Genomic DNA, 18,049 nt, shown 5'->3' on the forward strand with positions numbered 1-18,049 from the left:
TATAGGGTACATTTTACGATAGTTTGGGGGTAACTTTTTATTATTTTAATTTTCATTTAATCGATCAGTAACAGGCCACCATTTATGACCATCAACTGTCAATAATGTATCAGCTTCGTTTGGACCCATTGAACCAGAACTGTAAGTTGCAAGTGGTGCTAAATTATTGTTCCAAGCTTTCGAGATGACATCAACAAAGCTCCAAGAATATTTTACTTCATCCCAATGTGTAAAGTTTGTTCCATCACCTTGCATACAATCATAAATTAATCGCTCGTATGCTTCTGGTGTATTAATACAATCAACGCAATTATTATTAAATGTTAATTCAATTGGCTTTGTGTAGCCTTCATCTGAGCCAGATCTTTTTGCATTTAATTGCAATGTAATTCCTTCATCTGGTTGAATATGTATTATTAATAAATTTGGAGACATTGTCTCTTTTGTATTGTAATAAAGATTCATTGGTATATCTGAGAACTGAACAATAATCTTAGTAGATTTTGTTGCCATTCTTTTTCCAGTTCGAATATAGAACGGAACACCAGCCCATCTAAAATTATCGATAAAAAGTTTGCCCGCTACAAAAGTTTCAGTTTGAGACTCAGGTGCAACATTGTTCTCATTTCTATATGCTGGTACTTCTTCACCGCTAATTACACCAGCATCATATTGTCCGCGAACAAAATAATCTTTTACTTCGGTTTCATCAATTTTACGAAGAGCTTTAAATACTTTAACTTTTTCACTACGAATTTCTTCAGTTGTTAATTTGATCGGAGGCTCCATAGCAAGTAGTGCCGCCATTTGAAGCATATGATTCTGAACCATATCTTTTAAAGCGCCCGAATTCTCATAGTACTTTCCACGGTCTTCAACACCAAGAATTTCACTAGAAGTAATTTGGATATTTGAAATAAATCGATTATTCCAAAGTGGTTCAAACATGGCATTCGCAAAACGGATCACTTCAATATTTTGAACCATTTCTTTACCTAAGTAATGGTCGATACGGTAGATTTGATTTTCTGAAAATGCTTCACGAATTTCATCATTTAATTCAATTGCACTTGGTAAATCATGTCCAAATGGTTTTTCGATTACAATTCGACTCCAACCTTCTGTATCAGCCAAACCATTTTGCTTTAACTGTTTAGCAATTGTTCCGAAAAATTCAGGTGCCATTGCTAGGAAGAAAACACGGTTACCAGGAATTAAATAATGGTTATCCAAGTTTGTTAATAAATTTCCTAATTCTATATATGAAGAAGGTTCTAAAACTTCAAATTGATGGTAATAAAAATGAGATAAAAAGCTTTCAATCTCAGTCTCAGATGAAGCAATAGATTGAATTGATTTTTTTACTGTTTCACGAAACTCTTCATTTGACCAAGGTCTTCTACCTACACCAACAACCGCAAAACCCTCATCAATTTTTTGACTTAAAAATAATCTATATATTGAAATAAAAAGCTTTCTTTTTGCAAGGTCTCCTGTTGCTCCAAATATGACAATAGCTGCTTTTGGGTTTACTTTAGTTTTCAATTAATTTACCTCACTTCTTAAACATAAATTACTAACTTATTTTAGTAATAATCAAGGCTGATTATACAAAATATGTAAAATCACATTCAAAAAAATATTTGAAAGCATTTTCATTAATTATTAAAAAATAAATTAAATTTCCAAATTATTCATCTTATATCATAAACAAAACAAACAGATTCGTAAATAAGAGACTTGATAATATTTAACTTTTTTCTTACAATTCCTTGTAAACAAAGGGGTTTTAAATGATTTGGATAATGCAACTTTTTTTCTTATATTAAATAGAAAGTATGTAATTGCTAGATTGAAAATTAAAAAATAATTAAAAAACAATAAAGGTAATTTGTAAAAATTTTAGTTTTTTAGTAGAATTGTAATGTACCTTAATCTTAATTTGGAAAATATAGTAAAATTGAAATCTCGTTTTGATTTCTGTTATACTGTTTTTTATAACTTTTTTTGATTGTAAATTCTGAATATAATCAAAAAGTCAATTATGGAAATGATGGGTAATTTATGAGAGTTCCATCGATATCTTAATAAGCCAAGAAGTGCTTAAACCATTTAAAAAAGATTTAAATGGTTTTGTTATTTTTAGTAAATTAAAAAACTTGGCAAAATTCTATTACAAGGGGGACTTTTATTATGAAAAAAATTGGCTTAGCTTGGCAAATATTAATTGGTCTTGTTATCGGGATCATCGTAGGCGCAATTTTTTATCAAAATCCAAAGGTTGCAGATTATTTACAACCAATTGGAGACATCTTTTTACGTCTGATTAAAATGATTGTAATACCAATCGTTGTTTCAAGTATCATTGTAGGTGTCGCTAGTGTTGGTGACACAAAAAAACTTGGCCGTTTAGGCGGAAAAACGATTCTGTACTTTGAGATTATTACAACAGTAGCAATATTAATCGGATTACTAGTAGCGAATATCGTTAAACCAGGCGCTGGTGTAGATATGAGTATTCTTCACAAAACTGATATCAATACTTATGTTGAAACAGCTAAAGAAGTGAAAAGTCATGGGTTTGCAGATACATTTGTAAATATCGTACCGCCAAATATTTTTTCAGCTTTTGTTGAAGGAAATATGTTAGCAATTATCTTTTTCTCAGTGCTGTTTGGTCTTGGGATCACAGCGGTAGGAGAAAGAGGAAAACCAGTATTAGCATTTTTCCAAGGTACAGCTGATACAATGTTTTACATTACAAATCAAATTATGAAATTTGCTCCATTTGGTGTTTTTGCATTAATCGGTGTTACAGTTTCAAAGTTTGGATTAGAATCTTTAATTCCATTAGGGAAATTAGTCATAACTGTTTATCTAACGATGGCATTCTTTATCGTTGTAGTATTAGGCTTAGTAGCTAAAATGGTAGGAGTTAACATATTTAAGTTCATTAAATTAATTAAAGATGAACTGATTCTAGCATATTCTACTGCGAGTTCTGAAACAGTTTTACCTAAAATTATGGAAAAAGTAGAAAAATTCGGAGTACCAAGATCAATTTCTTCATTCGTTATTCCGACTGGTTATTCATTCAATCTTGATGGATCAACTTTATATCAAGCATTAGCAGCAATTTTCATCGCTCAAATGTATGGTATTCATTTATCAATCACTGATCAAATTTCACTAATGTTAGTTCTAATGGTCACTTCAAAAGGTATCGCAGGTGTACCAGGCGTATCATTCGTTGTATTATTAGCAACATTAGGTACAGTAGGAATTCCAGTTGAAGGTTTAGCATTTATTGCTGGTATTGACCGTATTCTAGATATGGCTAGAACTGCAGTAAACGTAGTAGGTAACTCTTTAGCAGCAGTTGTAATTGCTAAATGGGAACGTGAATTTAAACCAGAAGTGGTGAAGAATGATAATAACGTTGCTATGTAACGTATAATATAGTAAAGATATTTTAACTCTCAAATAAATTACCTAAAAACAACAGCCACAAGGAAAAAGAAATTCCTTGTGGCTTTTCTACTTTTACAGAAGTTTTTTTAAAGGGAAAAATCTAAAAACATAGAATATTCTTAATTGTGTTTAATTTAAGTTCTACTAACGCGTCCTTTTGGAAGGGAACCAATTAAGGAGGATAAGATGACAAATTTACTAGATATTACGATAGGGAAACTATTAGAAGAAAAAGCGAAATTACATCCTACTCATGAGGCTGTTGTCTATGCGGATAGAGGTTTAAGGATGAATTACGAACAATTTGAAAACCACTGTAGAGAAGTAGCAAAAGGTTTGATGAGTCTTAGAATTCAAAAAGGTGATCATATAGCCATATGGTCCTCAAATACACCTGAATGGCTTACTTCACAATTTGCAACTGGCAAAATGGGTGGAGTTCTTGTTACAGTAAACACAAATTATCGTACAGCTGAGCTAGAATATTTGTTAAAGCAATCTGATTCAACAACGATTATTTTAATGGATCAGTATAAAGACTCTTCATATATTGAAATGCTTTATGAAATTATACCTGAATTAAAGGATGCTGTTCCTGGAGAACTTCATAGCAGTCGACTGCCATTTTTACGGAATGTAATTGTTCTTGGTGAGAAAAAATACCCTGGAACATTCTCATGGAATGAGCTTATTACCATGGCTAAAAATACATCAGACATCGAGTTGGATAAGCGAATTGCAACAATGAGTCCGTATGATGTTATAAACATGCAATATACATCTGGAACAACTGGTTTCCCAAAAGGTGTCATGCTAACTCACTCAAATATCGTTAATAATGGGTTTAATATTGCGAATTGCATGGAATTAACAAAGGCAGATCGATTATGCATACCCGTTCCATTTTTCCATTGCTTTGGATGTGTTTTAGGCACCATGGCTTGTGTTACTGTTGGAGCAACGATGGTACCTGTACAAGACTTCAGTCCAAAAAGAGTACTTCAAACAGTACAAGATGAAAAATGTACTGGATTACATGGAGTTCCTACAATGTTTATCGCTGAATTAAATGAACCTGATTTTTCTAAATATGATTTATCAACATTACGAACAGGAATTATGGCAGGTTCAAACTGTCCAATTGAAGTTATGAAGGCAGTAATCGAAAAAATGGGAATAACAGAGATTACAATTGCCTATGGCCAAACAGAGTCTTCTCCAGTTATCACACAAACTAGAACAAATGACCCGATTGAAGTACGAGTTGAAACGGTTGGTAAGGCATTACCAAATGTTGAAGTAAAAATAGTAGAACCAGGCACTTCTAATGAAGTACCACGTGGAGTACAAGGTGAACTTTGTACTAGAGGCTATCATGTAATGAAAGGCTACTACAAAAATGAAGAAGCTACTCGTACTGCAATTGATGAAGATGGATGGTTACATACTGGAGATTTAGCAATTATGGATGAGAATGGCTATTGCAAAGTTACAGGTAGGCTCAAAGACATGATTATCCGTGGTGGGGAAAATATTTACCCACGTGAAATTGAAGAATTTTTATATACTCACCCAGATGTGTTAGATGTTCAAGTTGTTGGAGTACCTGATCATGTGTATGGTGAAGAAGTAATGGCTTGCATTATTCTTAAAGAAGGAATAAAAATTACACCTGAGGATATTCGAAATTACTGTAAAGGAAAAATCTCAAAACATAAAATTCCTCGATATATAGAATTTGTAAAAGAGTATCCTATGACTGCCTCAGGAAAAATACAGAAATTCCGACTTAGAGAGCAAGCAGTAGAAACTGCTTCAAAACAAGTTTAATTAAACTGATTTAATCATTGAAGAAATAGCAAAGTGAAACAGAACGCTTTGCTATTTTTTCATTAAATATTTGTAAGGAATATTCAAATAATTAATCAAGTTATGGTAAAATGTGGAGACAATAAATTTAAAGGGGATACAAATTTGAAAATACGAAAAAAGGAATCTTCATGGCAAACTTTTAAAATAATAGTCTATTCTTTTACAACTGCATTAATTGTTAAGATTTTTATTTTTTCACCCTTTATTGTTCAAGGTGCTTCAATGCAACCGACCCTACATAATCATGATTATTTGTTTGTTAACAAAGCCTCATTTCATATTTCGTCAATAAATAGAGGCGAAGTTGTCATTATAAAAAAACAAAATGACCCTAAGTATTATGTCAAAAGAATCATTGGTTTGCCAAACGACAACGTTAATTTAACGAATGGGCTCCTATATATTAATGGAAAACAGATAGCTGAAAACTATTTAAATGATCATTTAAAAAATGTCTATAAAGAATATCTTCAATTTAATCAAGTTAAAGTACCTAGCGGGTCGTATCTAGTAATGGGTGATAATCGACTAAATAGTAAGGATAGCAGAAATGGTTTAGGGTATATAAAGCAGTCAGAAATAGTCGGCAAAGTTGAAGGCGTTTTTTTCCCTTTTGATCGAGTAAGAATAATACACTAAACGAAAAAGTAAAATGGATTAAATAAAGATAATTGAAATAAGAAAAGGGTTTTCATTAAAATTTCATTTTCATTATATAAAGTAAAAATGTAACAAATTTATACTTACAGGTATTTTAAGCTTTATTTAAGGAAATAAATCTTAAATATAAGAATAAATTAATCAAAACTGAAAGTAGGAATATATAATGAAAAAAAGTGAAGAGCTGTTATTGGAGGAAGAAATTACTCAAATTAAGAAGAATAATTGGTTATTAATGATTGTAGCGATCATCACGATACCTTTCTTGGTCATAAATATGTGAAGAAGTAAAGCCTGGAATAGTTAAAAACCAGGCTTTTATGCTGTTTAAATAGAAATTGACTATCTTCTTTTTCTAGTAATCTAAAATGGACGACAATTTAATTGACTTCATACCTATCTGGGTATATAGTTCAATTTAACTAATGTAAAAATTTTACTAAGAAAGGAAAGATTTCTATGTCTTATGATGATCAAATAAAAAATAGAGTAAAAAGAATTGAAGGGCAGCTTAGAGGCATTTTAAAAATGATGGATGAGGATAAAGGTTGTAAAGATGTTATCACTCAATTATCAGCAGTAAGAGCGGCAATGGATCGTACAATTGGGGTCATTGTAAGTACGAATCTAATTGAATGTGTAAGACTAGCTGATGAAAATGGAGAAAATGCAGAAGAGCTTGTAAAAGAAGCAGTTAACTTATTAGTAAAAAGTAGATAAAAAACATTCGTAAAACTTATCACTGGCCAAAATATTTCTGACCATCAACTTCTCGAAAGTAGGACTTAAATGGAAATGTTAAATATTCTAATCATCGTATTAATTGCTTATTTTCTAGTACAAACTTTTCTTCCAATTAAAGGAGTTAAGCAAATTTCAACAAATGAATTAAAAAATGAATTGAAAAGTAAGGAAAAACAATTCATTGATGTTAGAACGCCTGCAGAATATAAAGGAAGACATATTAAAGAATTCAAAAATATTCCATTGCATTTGTTAAAACAAAATTTAAATCATCTTTCAAAAGATCAAGAAACAATTATTATTTGCCAAAGTGGAATGAGAAGTAAAAAAGCATGTAAAGTTCTTAAAAAAATGGGTTATACCAATATTACAAATGTAAAAGGCGGTATGAGTACCTGGTCTTAATAAAGGAGAATAATGAATGAGAGAAATTACAGCAGAAAAACTTGAAGATCTATTAAAGAATGGAAATTCCCTAAATATTATTGATGTTCGCGAGGCGGATGAAGTAGCAAACGGAATGATCCCAGGTGCGACGCATATTCCACTCGGTTTAATCGAATTTCGCATGGCAGATCTTGATAAAAATAATGAATACATCGTTGTATGCCATGCTGGTGGCAGAAGTAGTCGAGCAGTACAGTTTTTAGAAAGTCATGGATTTAATGTTGTGAATATGACTGGCGGTATGCTTGCTTGGACAGGAGAAATTAAATAATCGAATTGCTCAAAATTGCTTATATAAAAAAGAATATAGGCAATTTTTTTATTTGAATTGAAAGATCACAACATACTCAGGTTTATTAGTAGGAGAATACAGTAAAAGAAAGGGTTCATGAGTAAGTAAAAAGGGAAAAAGCGGAGAGAAAGTGACTCAAAAAGGCTTCGTGAGGAAGCAAAAAGACAAATGGCTGAGATATAGTAACTCATAAACGACTCTTTCATATACTTTCTATTAAATTGAACAATAAATCGGACTAGCTATTGACATAAAAAACAGAATATTCTTATAATTAATTAAAACCTAATGCTACAAATAAAGATATTATTAGAATGCTACCTTTATCTAGTTTAACTAATTTGAACGATTTACTTTTAATCGACTAAAAAGGGTGTTCAGATGAATCAAGTTAATGAATTAGAAAGCTTTCCGTATCCGTTTAAAGAGGAGATTTATCGTTACTCTAATAATTCGATTCTATTAGATCCACCTGTAAGCATCGAGATTACTCCTAAATATGAGAATGAAATAAAATTAAAAAGAAGCTTGTTACACAATTCACCAAGCCATTGTTACCAAGCACTTCCTACTAGTTTTGAAGGGCAATGGGAAATTGTAGAAATAGTTTTAGAACATTTAATAAGGTATTATCCAAACTATTTTGAAGTTTATAAGGGGCATGAATATTGGACTATTTATAATAAGCTTCTGATGGAAGAGGAACAGTTTAGGTTTGGGGATCGAACTTCGGTTTTAGGAAAGCCCTTAAATTTCATAGGTAGACATGTACAAGAGGATTTAATTTATATGAGTCAACGAGATGGTGATTTATTTTTAGATGCTGGACATCTCTGTTTTCCTTCTAATTGGTCACTTGCTTTTAAACTAGGGATGAGATTTAAAGAGATTCATCAGCCAATCCCACTATTTAGTGAAAAATCATTGGATGATCGAATTCTTCGTTTCTTAAAAAATATTGAACAAGGAACTCCTTGGACTCGTAAAAATTGGTCACTAATGGCAGGGGGAAGATTAGATACTTCATTAGAAACATTCAATCAATGGGGTAAAGATAGAAAAAAAGTTACAGTTGATAATGTAGGGAACTTTGTTCACTTACGTGTTGAAGTTCAAAAGTTATTTAGGTTGGCTGCTAGTAATGGGCTCCTATTTACGATTCATACTCACTTATTACCACTAGAGCAATTAAGCTTAAATAAGGAATGGTTAGAGCAATTTTATAAAATTCTAAGTGAATTGCCAGATTTCATTTTGGATTATAAAGGAATCTCTTCATATAAAAAAGAAGTAATAACGTATTTAAAAAATAAACTTGATGAAGTTGGGTAAAATGCGATGAATAATTTAATAGTTGAAGAAGCTAGTTTTATAGATGGAAAAAGAAAATATTTAATCTGTTCCAATCATAGAGGGAGGCCATTAATTCAGCCAATTTTAGAAAAGTTACTTGAGAAAAATTATTCTTTTGATTTTGTCTTTATCGGATTTGATTCAAGTCCGGAACAATTGCAAAATAATCTTAAAACTTGGTTGCAAAATCAGAAAATGGGTAGCTATTTATATATAGCACTAAGTAAAGAAGAACTAAAAAATTTACGATTAATTATAGAAGATGTTGGATTTTTTGAAGATGAAGTACAATATGTTGGTTATGGTGAATTGAACGCTAAGGTTTTTTGCTGTCGTTGTCATAGTTTAACTGAATTAAAAAATTTAGAAATTGGTAAAGAAGTTCAGTGTCAAAACTGTCATTTATTACTTTCAGTTTCTGACCATTATTCGGTCCATTATGACGCATATTTAGGAAATATTGCTAAATTGTAGATGGGAGTGAATAGATTGATTGAGAATACGATACTAGTTCGTGTTAATGAAATAAAGCAAATAACACAACAGGTTAAAGAATTTAGTTTTATTCCAATTGATGAATTAAATCTTCCAACTTTTAGTGGAGGTTCTCATATTAATACATATGTAGCTGCAGAAAATGAGATTATTTGCAGACCCTATTCTTTAGTACATCATTCACTTATTGATAACACTTATAAAATTGCCGTTCATTTAAGTTCGGAATCAAGGGGCGGTTCAAAATATTGGCATGAACGAATTAAAATAGGTGATCGATTACGGATTAGCTATCCAAAAAATCATTTTCCATTAAGTTCAAGAGCGAAACATCATGTGTTTTATGCAGCGGGTATTGGCATAACGCCATTTTTATCAATGATGAAAGAATTAAAAAGTAAAAATAAAACTTTTGAACTTCACTATACTTCGGCAACAAAATCAAGTAGTGCATTCTATGACTTTTTAAATGAATATTATAAAGAAGAGACTACTTTTTACTTTACGAAAGAGATTAATTCTAGTCGAATAAAAGTTGAAACGCTTCTAGACCATTCAATCGGAACTCATGTATATTTTTGTGGTCCTAATCGGTTTATTTCTCAATTTAATGAATCAGCTTATGCATTTGGCTATCCGAAATCAAGTGTCCATATAGAAGTTTTTACACCACAATTATTGGGTAACTATCGACCTTTTGAGGTTAGACTGGCGAATGGAACGACAAAGCAAGTTCCTGTTGATAAAACTTTATTAGATGTTTTACTCGATGAGGGTATTAAGGTACCCTATTCCTGTAGAGTTGGTAGATGTGGGACATGCGAAGTAAATGTAATTGATGGTCAAATTGAGCATCACGACTTCTTATTGGATGAGGATCAAAGAAAAAGTAATAAAATGATTTTAACCTGTGTCTCTCGGGCAAAGTCAAATCAGATAATCCTTGAAATTTAGAGTTTAAGATAGTAAAACAGCTAGACTACCCATTGATTTGGTAGACTAGCTGTTTTTTTTATGCTTTTTTTTGAAAAAACTAATATCAAAATATATTAATAAATAAGAGGATTTAAAAAATACGTAATTTTCATAATTTTAGAGGATTTTTGAAAGTGTTTGTCGAAATTTTAATTATTCTTTGCATTTATATTCTTAATGAAAAGAATAATCGACTTTATTACATAGATAAGTTCGATGAGCTAATGTATTTTTACATCTTATTAAATTAAGAGTTAAAGAAAGGAGTGGCTTTATTCATGTCAGAAAATACGAAAACTTCGAACCATAACTTGGAAGAGAAATTATTTGCTGAATTTCCAAAGCCTACTGTTCAAGAGTGGAGAGATGTTGTTGAAAAATCCTTAAAAGGAGCCACTATTGAGGAAAAGCTAGTAACAAAAACGTATGAAGAAATAATTTTGAAGCCGATGTATGGGGAAGAAGATATCGCTAACTATCCTTATATAAACGCACAACCTGGAGAATTTCCTTTTGTTAGAGGAACAAGTGAACAAGGCTATTTAGAAAAACCATGGGAAATTAGTCAGGAATTAGATTATTCTTCGCCAGTAGAGTTCAACCGTGTTGCAAAACATGATTTAGACAAAGGGCAAACGATGTTAAAGATTCAACTTAATGAATCTTTTGAAATAAAAAGCAAAAATAATAATTCAAATAAAGGGTTAATCTTAACATCTATGAATGATTTTAGAATAGCCTTTCAAAATATAAATTTAGAGGAAGTTCCTTTATATATTGAAACAGTTAACGGTGGGCAAGCATTTTTTGGTTCATTTATCGCATATTTGCAACAACAAAATTACGATTTTAATAAAATAAATGGCTTTATTGGAATGGATCCAATCAGTAATTTAGTGAAAAATGGGACACTTCCGTATTCTCTTGAAAATGCTTACAAAATGATGGCTGAGATTACAAAATGGTCAGTCAAGCATACAGCAAATTTAAGAAATATATTAGTGCAGTCACATTCTTATCACGATGCTGGAGGAAATGCAGTGCAAGAATTAGCATTTGCTATTTCAACTGGTTTAGAGTATTTACGTGAAATGGATAACCAACAAATTCCGCTTGATGATGCAGCGACGAAAATACTTTTCGCGTTTTCTGTCGGATCGAACTTCTTTATGGAAATCGCAAAATTAAGAGCAGCTAGAATGATTTGGGCAAGAATGTTGAAAGAATTAGGTGGTAATGAAGCATCACAAAAAATGAAAATTCATTCTCGTACATCTGCATGGACGAAAACAATTTATGATCCTTATGTAAATATACTTAGAGGAACTGTTGAAGCTTTTGCAGGAGTAATTGGAGGATCTGACTCACTTCATGTTTCACCATTCGATGAATCGATTAAATCATCTGATGAATTTTCTAGACGTATTGCTAGAAATACACATTTAATTCTTGATAAAGAATCAAATTTATCAAAAGTCGCTGATCCAGCTGGTGGTTCTTGGTATATTGAAGCACTTACTTACTCTTTGGCTGAAAAGGCATGGGAACTATTCCAAAAGATTGAAGAAAAAGGTGGAATGGTTAAGGCAATACAAGAAGGTTTCCCCCAAGCATTAGTTAGACAGGTTGCAGAAGAAAAATCGAACAATATAAAAAATAGAAAAGATAAATTTATTGGGACTACTATTTATCCAAACCTCAACGAAACTGGGGTAGAGAAAAAAGAATCGGATCCGAAAGAAGTTGAGTGGATTAAAGAAAACTTCGAGGGTAGTTCCGAACATTTCATATTACAAAGTGGTTGTTCAATTGAAGAGATAATTGATGTTGCAAATAGCGGTGCAACAATATCGAATATTTTAAATGCAATGGAATTAGTAGATTCGGAACTTCCTAGAGTTAATCCATTGAATATACATCGTGGTGCACATCCATATGAATCATTACGCCAAAATTCTCAAAGCTATAAAAATAGTACAGGTGAATTTCCAACTGTATTTGTAGCAAATTTTGGACAAGTTGCAGCATATAAACCTCGAACGGACTTTGTTACTGATTTCTTTGAAGTTGGAGGATTTAAGGTGCTTCAAAATAAAGGCTTTTCATCAATAGATGAAATAATTGATGCATTTAAAAAATCAGAATCGACAATTGCTGTCATTTGTTCTACTGATGATCAATATTCAGAAGTTGTACCATCTTTAACAAAACAGATTAAAACAATTCATTCGAACGCAAAAGTACTTTTAGCAGGAAAGCCGTCAATAGATGATATGAATTTATATAAAGAAGTTGGAATTGATGATTTCATTCATATCAATGTAAATAATTTTGAGAAGTTGCAAAATCTTCAAAAGGATGGAGGGATTATGAAATGAACAAACTAACAGACTTTACAAAGATGCCATTTAATACAACATTTTCAGCACCAAATATAGCACCTCCTAAAAAGATGCAATTTAATCATGATGATTGGAAAACTTTAGAACAAATAGATGTAAAACCATTATATGATTCGAATGATCTTAATCAGATGGAACATTTAGGTTACGTTTCTGGAATCGCTCCGTTTTTACGTGGACCTTACCCTGCGATGTATATAAACAAGCCTTGGACAATTCGTCAATACGCCGGCTTTTCAACTGCAGAAGAAAGTAATGCATTTTATCGAAGAAATTTAGCTGCAGGTCAAAAAGGTTTATCGATTGCGTTTGATTTAGCTACTCACCGTGGATATGATTCAGATCATCCTCGTGTTGAAGGGGATGTTGGAAAAGCAGGGGTTGCAATTGATTCAATCCTTGATATGAAAATTTTATTTGATGGTATTCCTTTAGATAAAATGTCAGTTTCAATGACGATGAACGGTGCAGTACTTCCCGTTTTAGCATTTTATATTGTTGCTGCTGAAGAACAAGGGGTACATCAATCACAGCTTACAGGAACGATTCAAAACGATATTTTGAAAGAATATATGGTGAGAAATACTTATATTTACCCACCAGAAGCATCAATGCGTATTATTGCTGATATTTTTTCTTATACTTCACAACATATGCCAAAATTCAACAGCATCAGTATATCTGGTTACCATATGCAAGAAGCAGGGGCAACTGCAGATATCGAATTAGGCTATACGTTGGCAAATGGATTGGAATATGTTCGAACAGGTTTAAAAGCGGGTATCGATATTGATTCGTTTGCTCCTCGTTTATCATTTTTCTGGGGAATTGGGATGAACTATTTCATGGAAATTGCAAAAATGAGAGCAGCTCGTTTACTTTGGGCTAAATTAATCAAATCATTTGATCCAAAGAAAGAAAAATCGATGGCGCTAAGAACGCATTCACAAACATCTGGTTGGAGTTTAACTGAACAAGATCCATTTAATAATGTGACTCGTACATGTATTGAAGCAATGGCTGCTGTATTAGGTCATACTCAATCACTTCATACGAATGCTTTAGATGAAGCAATTGCATTACCAACTGATTTCTCTGCCCGTATTGCCCGTAATACGCAGCTTTATTTACAAGAAGAAACGGGGATTTGTAATGTAGTCGACCCATGGGGAGGCTCATATTACGTCGAATCGTTAACTAATGAATTAGTACAAAAAGCTTGGGCGCATATTCAAGAGGTTGAATCATTAGGTGGTATGGCAAAAGCGATTGAAACTGGTTTACCAAAGATGAGAATCGAAGAAGCCGCTGCAAGACGTCAAGCTCACATCGATTCAGGTAAAGAAACAATTATTGGCGTTAATAAATACCGTCTTGAAAAAGAAGATCCATTAGATGTTTTAGAAGTCGACAATACTGCGGTTCGTGTAGCACAAATATTGCGATTACAAGAGCTTCGAGCATCTAGAGATGAAGCAAAAGTTCAGGCAGCATTAAGTGCAATAACTGAGGCTGCGGAGTCTGGGGAAGGTAATTTGTTAGCGCTTGCAATATCAGCTGCTAGAGCTCGTGCAACATTAGGTGAAATATCAGATGCTTATGAAAAAGTAGTAGGCAGACATAAAGCCGTTATTCGTTCAATTATGGGTGTTTACAGTGCGGAATACGGAGAAAAAGATGAAATCGAGATTGTGCGTAAAATGGCAGATGATTTTGAAGAAAAAGAAGGTCGTCGTCCTCGTATTATGATTGCTAAACTGGGACAAGACGGACATGATCGTGGAGCGAAAGTAATCGCAACGGCATTTGCTGATTTAGGCTTTGATGTAGATATCGGTCCTTTATTCCAAACACCAGCGGAAACGGCACTTCAAGCAGTCGAAAATGATGTTCATGTTATCGGGATGAGCTCTTTAGCAGGTGGTCATAAAACGCTACTTCCACAATTGATGGAAGAGTTAAAAAAACTAGATCGACAAGACATTGTTCTTGTAGCTGGAGGGGTAATACCAGCAGGGGATTATGAGTTTTTATTGAAGAACGGAGCGGCAGCAATCTTCGGACCAGGTACTGTTATCCCAGTTGCGGCACAAAAGGTTATTGAAGAAATTAATCGCCGACTTGAGGATTCGATTTAAATGGATTACGAAAACAAAAGAAAGAAAAAGCTTTCAGAAGACGACTATGTAAATGGAGTACTTGAAGGCAATCGAACTATTTTAGCCCAAACAATTACTCTTATAGAAAGTAATTCATCAGCACATATGAATTCAGCACAAAATGTGTTGACGAGGTTACTTCCTTATTCAGGGCGTTCGATCCGGATTGGAATAACTGGGGTTCCAGGTGCCGGTAAAAGTAGTTTAATAGAAAGCTTTGGAACATATTTGTGTGAACAAGGACATAAAGTAGCCGTTTTAACAATCGATCCAAGTAGCACAATTACAAAAGGTAGTATTTTAGGAGACAAAACAAGAATGGATTCACTTTCAAAGAATCCTAATGCATTTATTAGACCTTCTGCATCAGGTGGTTCTCTTGGTGGGATTGCACGTAAAACAAGGGAATCAATGCTAGTATGCGAAGCAGCAGGATATGATGTGATTTTAATCGAAACTGTCGGTGTTGGACAAAGTGAAGTACAGGTTCGTTCAATGGTAGATTTTTTTCTTTTAGTCATGCTAACTGGAGCAGGAGATGAGCTACAAGGAATTAAAAAAGGCATCATGGAACTTGCAGATTCAATTGTCATCAATAAAGCCGATGGACAAAACAAATTAAAGGCCAAGGCGGCTAGGGCTGAATTTAATCGAATACTTCACTTATTACAGCCTTCAACTCCTGGTTGGTCTAGTAAAGCATATACAGCTTCAGCGTTACTTGGTGAAGGTATTGAAGAAATATGGAATGAAATTAATGCTTTCAAAGATTTAACAACTAAGTCTGGTTATTTTTCTTTGCGCCGTCAAAAACAAATGATTGATTGGATGTACAACATGGTTTTTGAACAATTGAAACTAAGTTTTATGAATCATGAAAGTGTGAAACTAAATTTAAAAACGATTGAAAGCTCAATTGTAAATGGAGAAGTAACAGCAACTTCAGCTGCAAACTATTTATTATCCATTTTTGAAGGCAATCGGAAGGAGACATTGTAATGCATGAGATTAGTCCTAAAAAAATTAATCATATTGGAATTGCAGTAAGAGATTTAGAAACTTCTATTCAATTGTATACGAATATACTTGGCTTAAAACTTAAAGGTATTGAAACAGTTGAAAGTGAAAAAGTACGAGTAGCATTTATCGAAATCGGAGAAGTGAAAATTGAGCTTTTAGAAGCAACTAGCCCAGAAAGCCCAATTGCAAAGTTTATTGAGAAAAAGGGTGAAGGAATTCACCATATCGCATTAGAAACAGAAAACTGTGAGAAACAGCTTGAAATGATGAAAGAACATGGAATTAAACTAATAAATGAAGTTCCAAAAAAGGGTGCGCATGATAGCCTCGTTGCTTTCCTTCATCCAAATTCAACGAATAAAGTTTTGTTTGAGCTATGCCAACCATCATCTAGTGTTACTAAGAAAGGAAGTTGAATAAAGTTATGACGACAGCGTATGAGAAAATAAATGAATTAATGGATCGAAAGAGAGTCATTGAACTAGGCGGTGGAGACGAACGAATAGATTCACAGCATAATAGAGGGAAATTAACTGCTAGAGAACGTATTAATCTTTTATTAGATGAAGATACTTTTGTCGAATTAAATCCTTTTATTAAACACCGCGCTACGAATTTTGGAATGGATAAAATGGATAGCCCAGGTGAAGGTGTTGTCACAGGTTATGGTAAAGTCCATGGACGTTTAATCTATGTTTTTGCACAAGATTTTACAGTATTTGGTGGAGCATTAGGTGAAATGCATGCTATAAAAATTGCAAAAGCTATGGACTTAGCTGCAAAAGTTGGTGCTCCGATTATAGGATTAAACGATTCTGGTGGTGCTAGAATACAAGAAGGAGTAGTTTCTTTAGACGGTTACGGTCATGTATTTTATCGTAATTCGATCTATTCTGGTGTTATTCCGCAAATATCTGTCATAATGGGACCATGTGCAGGTGGAGCAGTCTATTCACCAGCTATTACTGATTTTGTTTTTATGGTTGAAAAGACAAGTCAAATGTTTATTACAGGTCCAAAAGTAATTGAAACTATTACTGGAGAAAAAATTACAACGGAAAATCTTGGTGGGGCAAAAGTTCATTCTTCGATTAGTGGAGTAGCTCATTTCACTGAAGAATCAGAACCAGAAATATTAGAACAGGTACGCAGATTAATTAGCTTTTTACCTCAAAATAATAATGAAAAACCAGAAGGAGTTCCATTCTTCGAAAAAGATGATTGGAGAGAAGATCTAATTGACTTAGTTCCAATCGAATCTACGAAAGTTTACGATGTAAGAAAAGTAATTGAGCAAATTCTAGATAATGGAGATTTCATGGAAGTACAACCAAACTTTGCGAAGAACATCGTTATTGGATTTGGTCGAATTGATGGACATAGTGTTGGAATCATAGCAAATCAGCCAAAAGTAATGGCAGGCGGTCTTGATATTAATTCATCTGATAAACTTTCAAGATTTATTCGTTTTTGTGATTCATTTAATATTCCTTTAATTACATTTGAAGATGTAACAGGTTTCTTCCCAGGTGTAAACCAGGAGCATGGTGGCATTATTCGACACGGAGCTAAAATTTTATATGCATATTCAGAAGCTACAGTTCCAAAAATTACAGTTATCTTAAGAAAAGCATATGGCGGGGCATACGTAGCAATGAATTCTAAAGCAATAGGTGCAGATGTCGTATACGCTTGGCCAAATGCAGAAATCGCCGTAATGGGACCAGAAGGAGCAGCAAATATTATCTTTGCAAAAGAAATTAATCAAAGTATTGATCCGATTGCAACTCGCGCTGAAAAAATTGCAGAATACAGAGAAATGTTTGCAAACCCATATGTTGCAGCTTCTCACGGCATGGTCGATGATGTTATTGATCCAAGAGAAACACGTAAAGTCTTAAAACAATCCTTAGAAATGTTAAGTACAAAAAGTGAAACTCGACCTAAGAAGAAACATGGAAATATCCCTCTTTAAAAATAGAAATTAACTAAACTGCTAATAGTTTGAATGTTTTTGATCGATGTAACAAGTCCTTAAGCAACAAAATGACTAGATATACTTTAGTATATCTAGTTTTTTGTTTAGAAAATGTTAAAAATTACATTTTAGTGAGTCGAACAATCTATTGACAAACAAAAATATTTATGTTATAATATTA

The 18,049-nt window shown here is 32.9% G+C and carries 15 protein-coding genes; 14 read left to right on the plus strand and 1 reads right to left on the minus strand.

The features are described 5' to 3' along the window. Nucleotides 1-45: 45 nt before the first annotated feature. Nucleotides 46-1,545, minus strand: a complete 1,500-nt coding sequence (zwf, locus tag MY490_RS10715) for a glucose-6-phosphate dehydrogenase (RefSeq protein ID WP_248269176.1) — start codon at nucleotides 1,543-1,545, stop codon at nucleotides 46-48. 648 nt (nucleotides 1,546-2,193) lie between these two features. On the opposite strand from zwf, the gene MY490_RS10720 reads away from it, so the two are divergent. The 14 genes from MY490_RS10720 to MY490_RS10785 all read left to right on the plus strand — a co-directional run bounded on the left by MY490_RS10720 (nucleotide 2,194) and on the right by MY490_RS10785 (nucleotide 17,865). Beyond that, a complete protein-coding gene (locus MY490_RS10720) occupies nucleotides 2,194-3,450 on the plus strand; it encodes a cation:dicarboxylate symporter family transporter (RefSeq protein WP_248269177.1) in 1,257 nt (418 codons plus the stop codon). Between the two features lie 207 nt (nucleotides 3,451-3,657). Next, nucleotides 3,658-5,301 (plus strand): AMP-binding protein, encoded by a 1,644-nt coding sequence (locus tag MY490_RS10725; protein WP_248269178.1) that lies wholly within the window; start codon nucleotides 3,658-3,660, stop codon nucleotides 5,299-5,301. A 144-nt stretch (nucleotides 5,302-5,445) separates the two neighbouring features. Next, nucleotides 5,446-5,982 carry a signal peptidase I gene (lepB, locus tag MY490_RS10730; protein WP_248269179.1) on the plus strand — a complete coding sequence of 179 codons (537 nt, stop codon included), beginning with the start codon at nucleotides 5,446-5,448 and terminating at the stop codon, nucleotides 5,980-5,982. 480 nt (nucleotides 5,983-6,462) lie between these two features. Beyond that, nucleotides 6,463-6,723, plus strand: a complete 261-nt coding sequence (locus tag MY490_RS10735; RefSeq protein ID WP_069032150.1) for a metal-sensitive transcriptional regulator — start codon at nucleotides 6,463-6,465, stop codon at nucleotides 6,721-6,723. Nucleotides 6,724-6,792: 69 nt separating this feature from the next. Beyond that, nucleotides 6,793-7,152: a rhodanese-like domain-containing protein gene (locus tag MY490_RS10740; protein WP_248269180.1), complete on the plus strand. Its 360-nt coding sequence runs from the start codon at nucleotides 6,793-6,795 to the stop codon at nucleotides 7,150-7,152. Between the two features lie 16 nt (nucleotides 7,153-7,168). Further along, the gene (locus MY490_RS10745) at nucleotides 7,169-7,465 is read left to right on the plus strand and encodes a rhodanese-like domain-containing protein (RefSeq protein WP_248269181.1); all 297 of its coding nucleotides are present in this window, start codon (nucleotides 7,169-7,171) and stop codon (nucleotides 7,463-7,465) included. Between the two features lie 402 nt (nucleotides 7,466-7,867). Continuing rightward, complete coding sequence (locus MY490_RS10750) at nucleotides 7,868-8,818, plus strand: heme-dependent oxidative N-demethylase family protein (protein ID WP_248269182.1); 951 nt, start codon at nucleotides 7,868-7,870, stop codon at nucleotides 8,816-8,818. Nucleotides 8,819-8,824: 6 nt separating this feature from the next. Next, nucleotides 8,825-9,313 (plus strand): dimethylamine monooxygenase subunit DmmA family protein, encoded by a 489-nt coding sequence (locus tag MY490_RS10755; protein WP_248269183.1) that lies wholly within the window; start codon nucleotides 8,825-8,827, stop codon nucleotides 9,311-9,313. A gap of 6 nt (nucleotides 9,314-9,319) precedes the next feature. Continuing rightward, nucleotides 9,320-10,288: a PDR/VanB family oxidoreductase gene (locus MY490_RS10760; protein ID WP_248269184.1), complete on the plus strand. Its 969-nt coding sequence runs from the start codon at nucleotides 9,320-9,322 to the stop codon at nucleotides 10,286-10,288. Nucleotides 10,289-10,587: 299 nt separating this feature from the next. After that, on the plus strand, nucleotides 10,588-12,687 hold the full coding sequence (locus tag MY490_RS10765) for a methylmalonyl-CoA mutase family protein (RefSeq protein WP_248269185.1): 2,100 nt from the start codon (nucleotides 10,588-10,590) through the stop codon (nucleotides 12,685-12,687). After that, nucleotides 12,684-14,849 (plus strand): methylmalonyl-CoA mutase, encoded by a 2,166-nt coding sequence (gene scpA, locus MY490_RS10770; protein WP_432707054.1) that lies wholly within the window; start codon nucleotides 12,684-12,686, stop codon nucleotides 14,847-14,849. Before MY490_RS10765 ends, scpA begins: the two co-directional genes overlap by 4 nt. Then, nucleotides 14,850-15,869 carry a methylmalonyl Co-A mutase-associated GTPase MeaB gene (gene meaB / locus MY490_RS10775; RefSeq protein WP_248269186.1) on the plus strand — a complete coding sequence of 340 codons (1,020 nt, stop codon included), beginning with the start codon at nucleotides 14,850-14,852 and terminating at the stop codon, nucleotides 15,867-15,869. It begins immediately after the preceding gene. Next, nucleotides 15,869-16,306: a methylmalonyl-CoA epimerase gene (gene mce / locus MY490_RS10780; RefSeq protein WP_248269187.1), complete on the plus strand. Its 438-nt coding sequence runs from the start codon at nucleotides 15,869-15,871 to the stop codon at nucleotides 16,304-16,306. The genes meaB and mce overlap by 1 nt, the downstream gene beginning before the upstream one ends. A gap of 8 nt (nucleotides 16,307-16,314) precedes the next feature. Beyond that, nucleotides 16,315-17,865: an acyl-CoA carboxylase subunit beta gene (locus tag MY490_RS10785; protein ID WP_248269360.1), complete on the plus strand. Its 1,551-nt coding sequence runs from the start codon at nucleotides 16,315-16,317 to the stop codon at nucleotides 17,863-17,865. Nucleotides 17,866-18,049: the final 184 nt, after the last annotated feature.

Origin of the sequence: Gottfriedia acidiceleris (assembly GCF_023115465.1) — a bacterium.
Lineage (GTDB): Bacteria > Bacillota > Bacilli > Bacillales > Bacillaceae_G > Gottfriedia > Gottfriedia acidiceleris_B.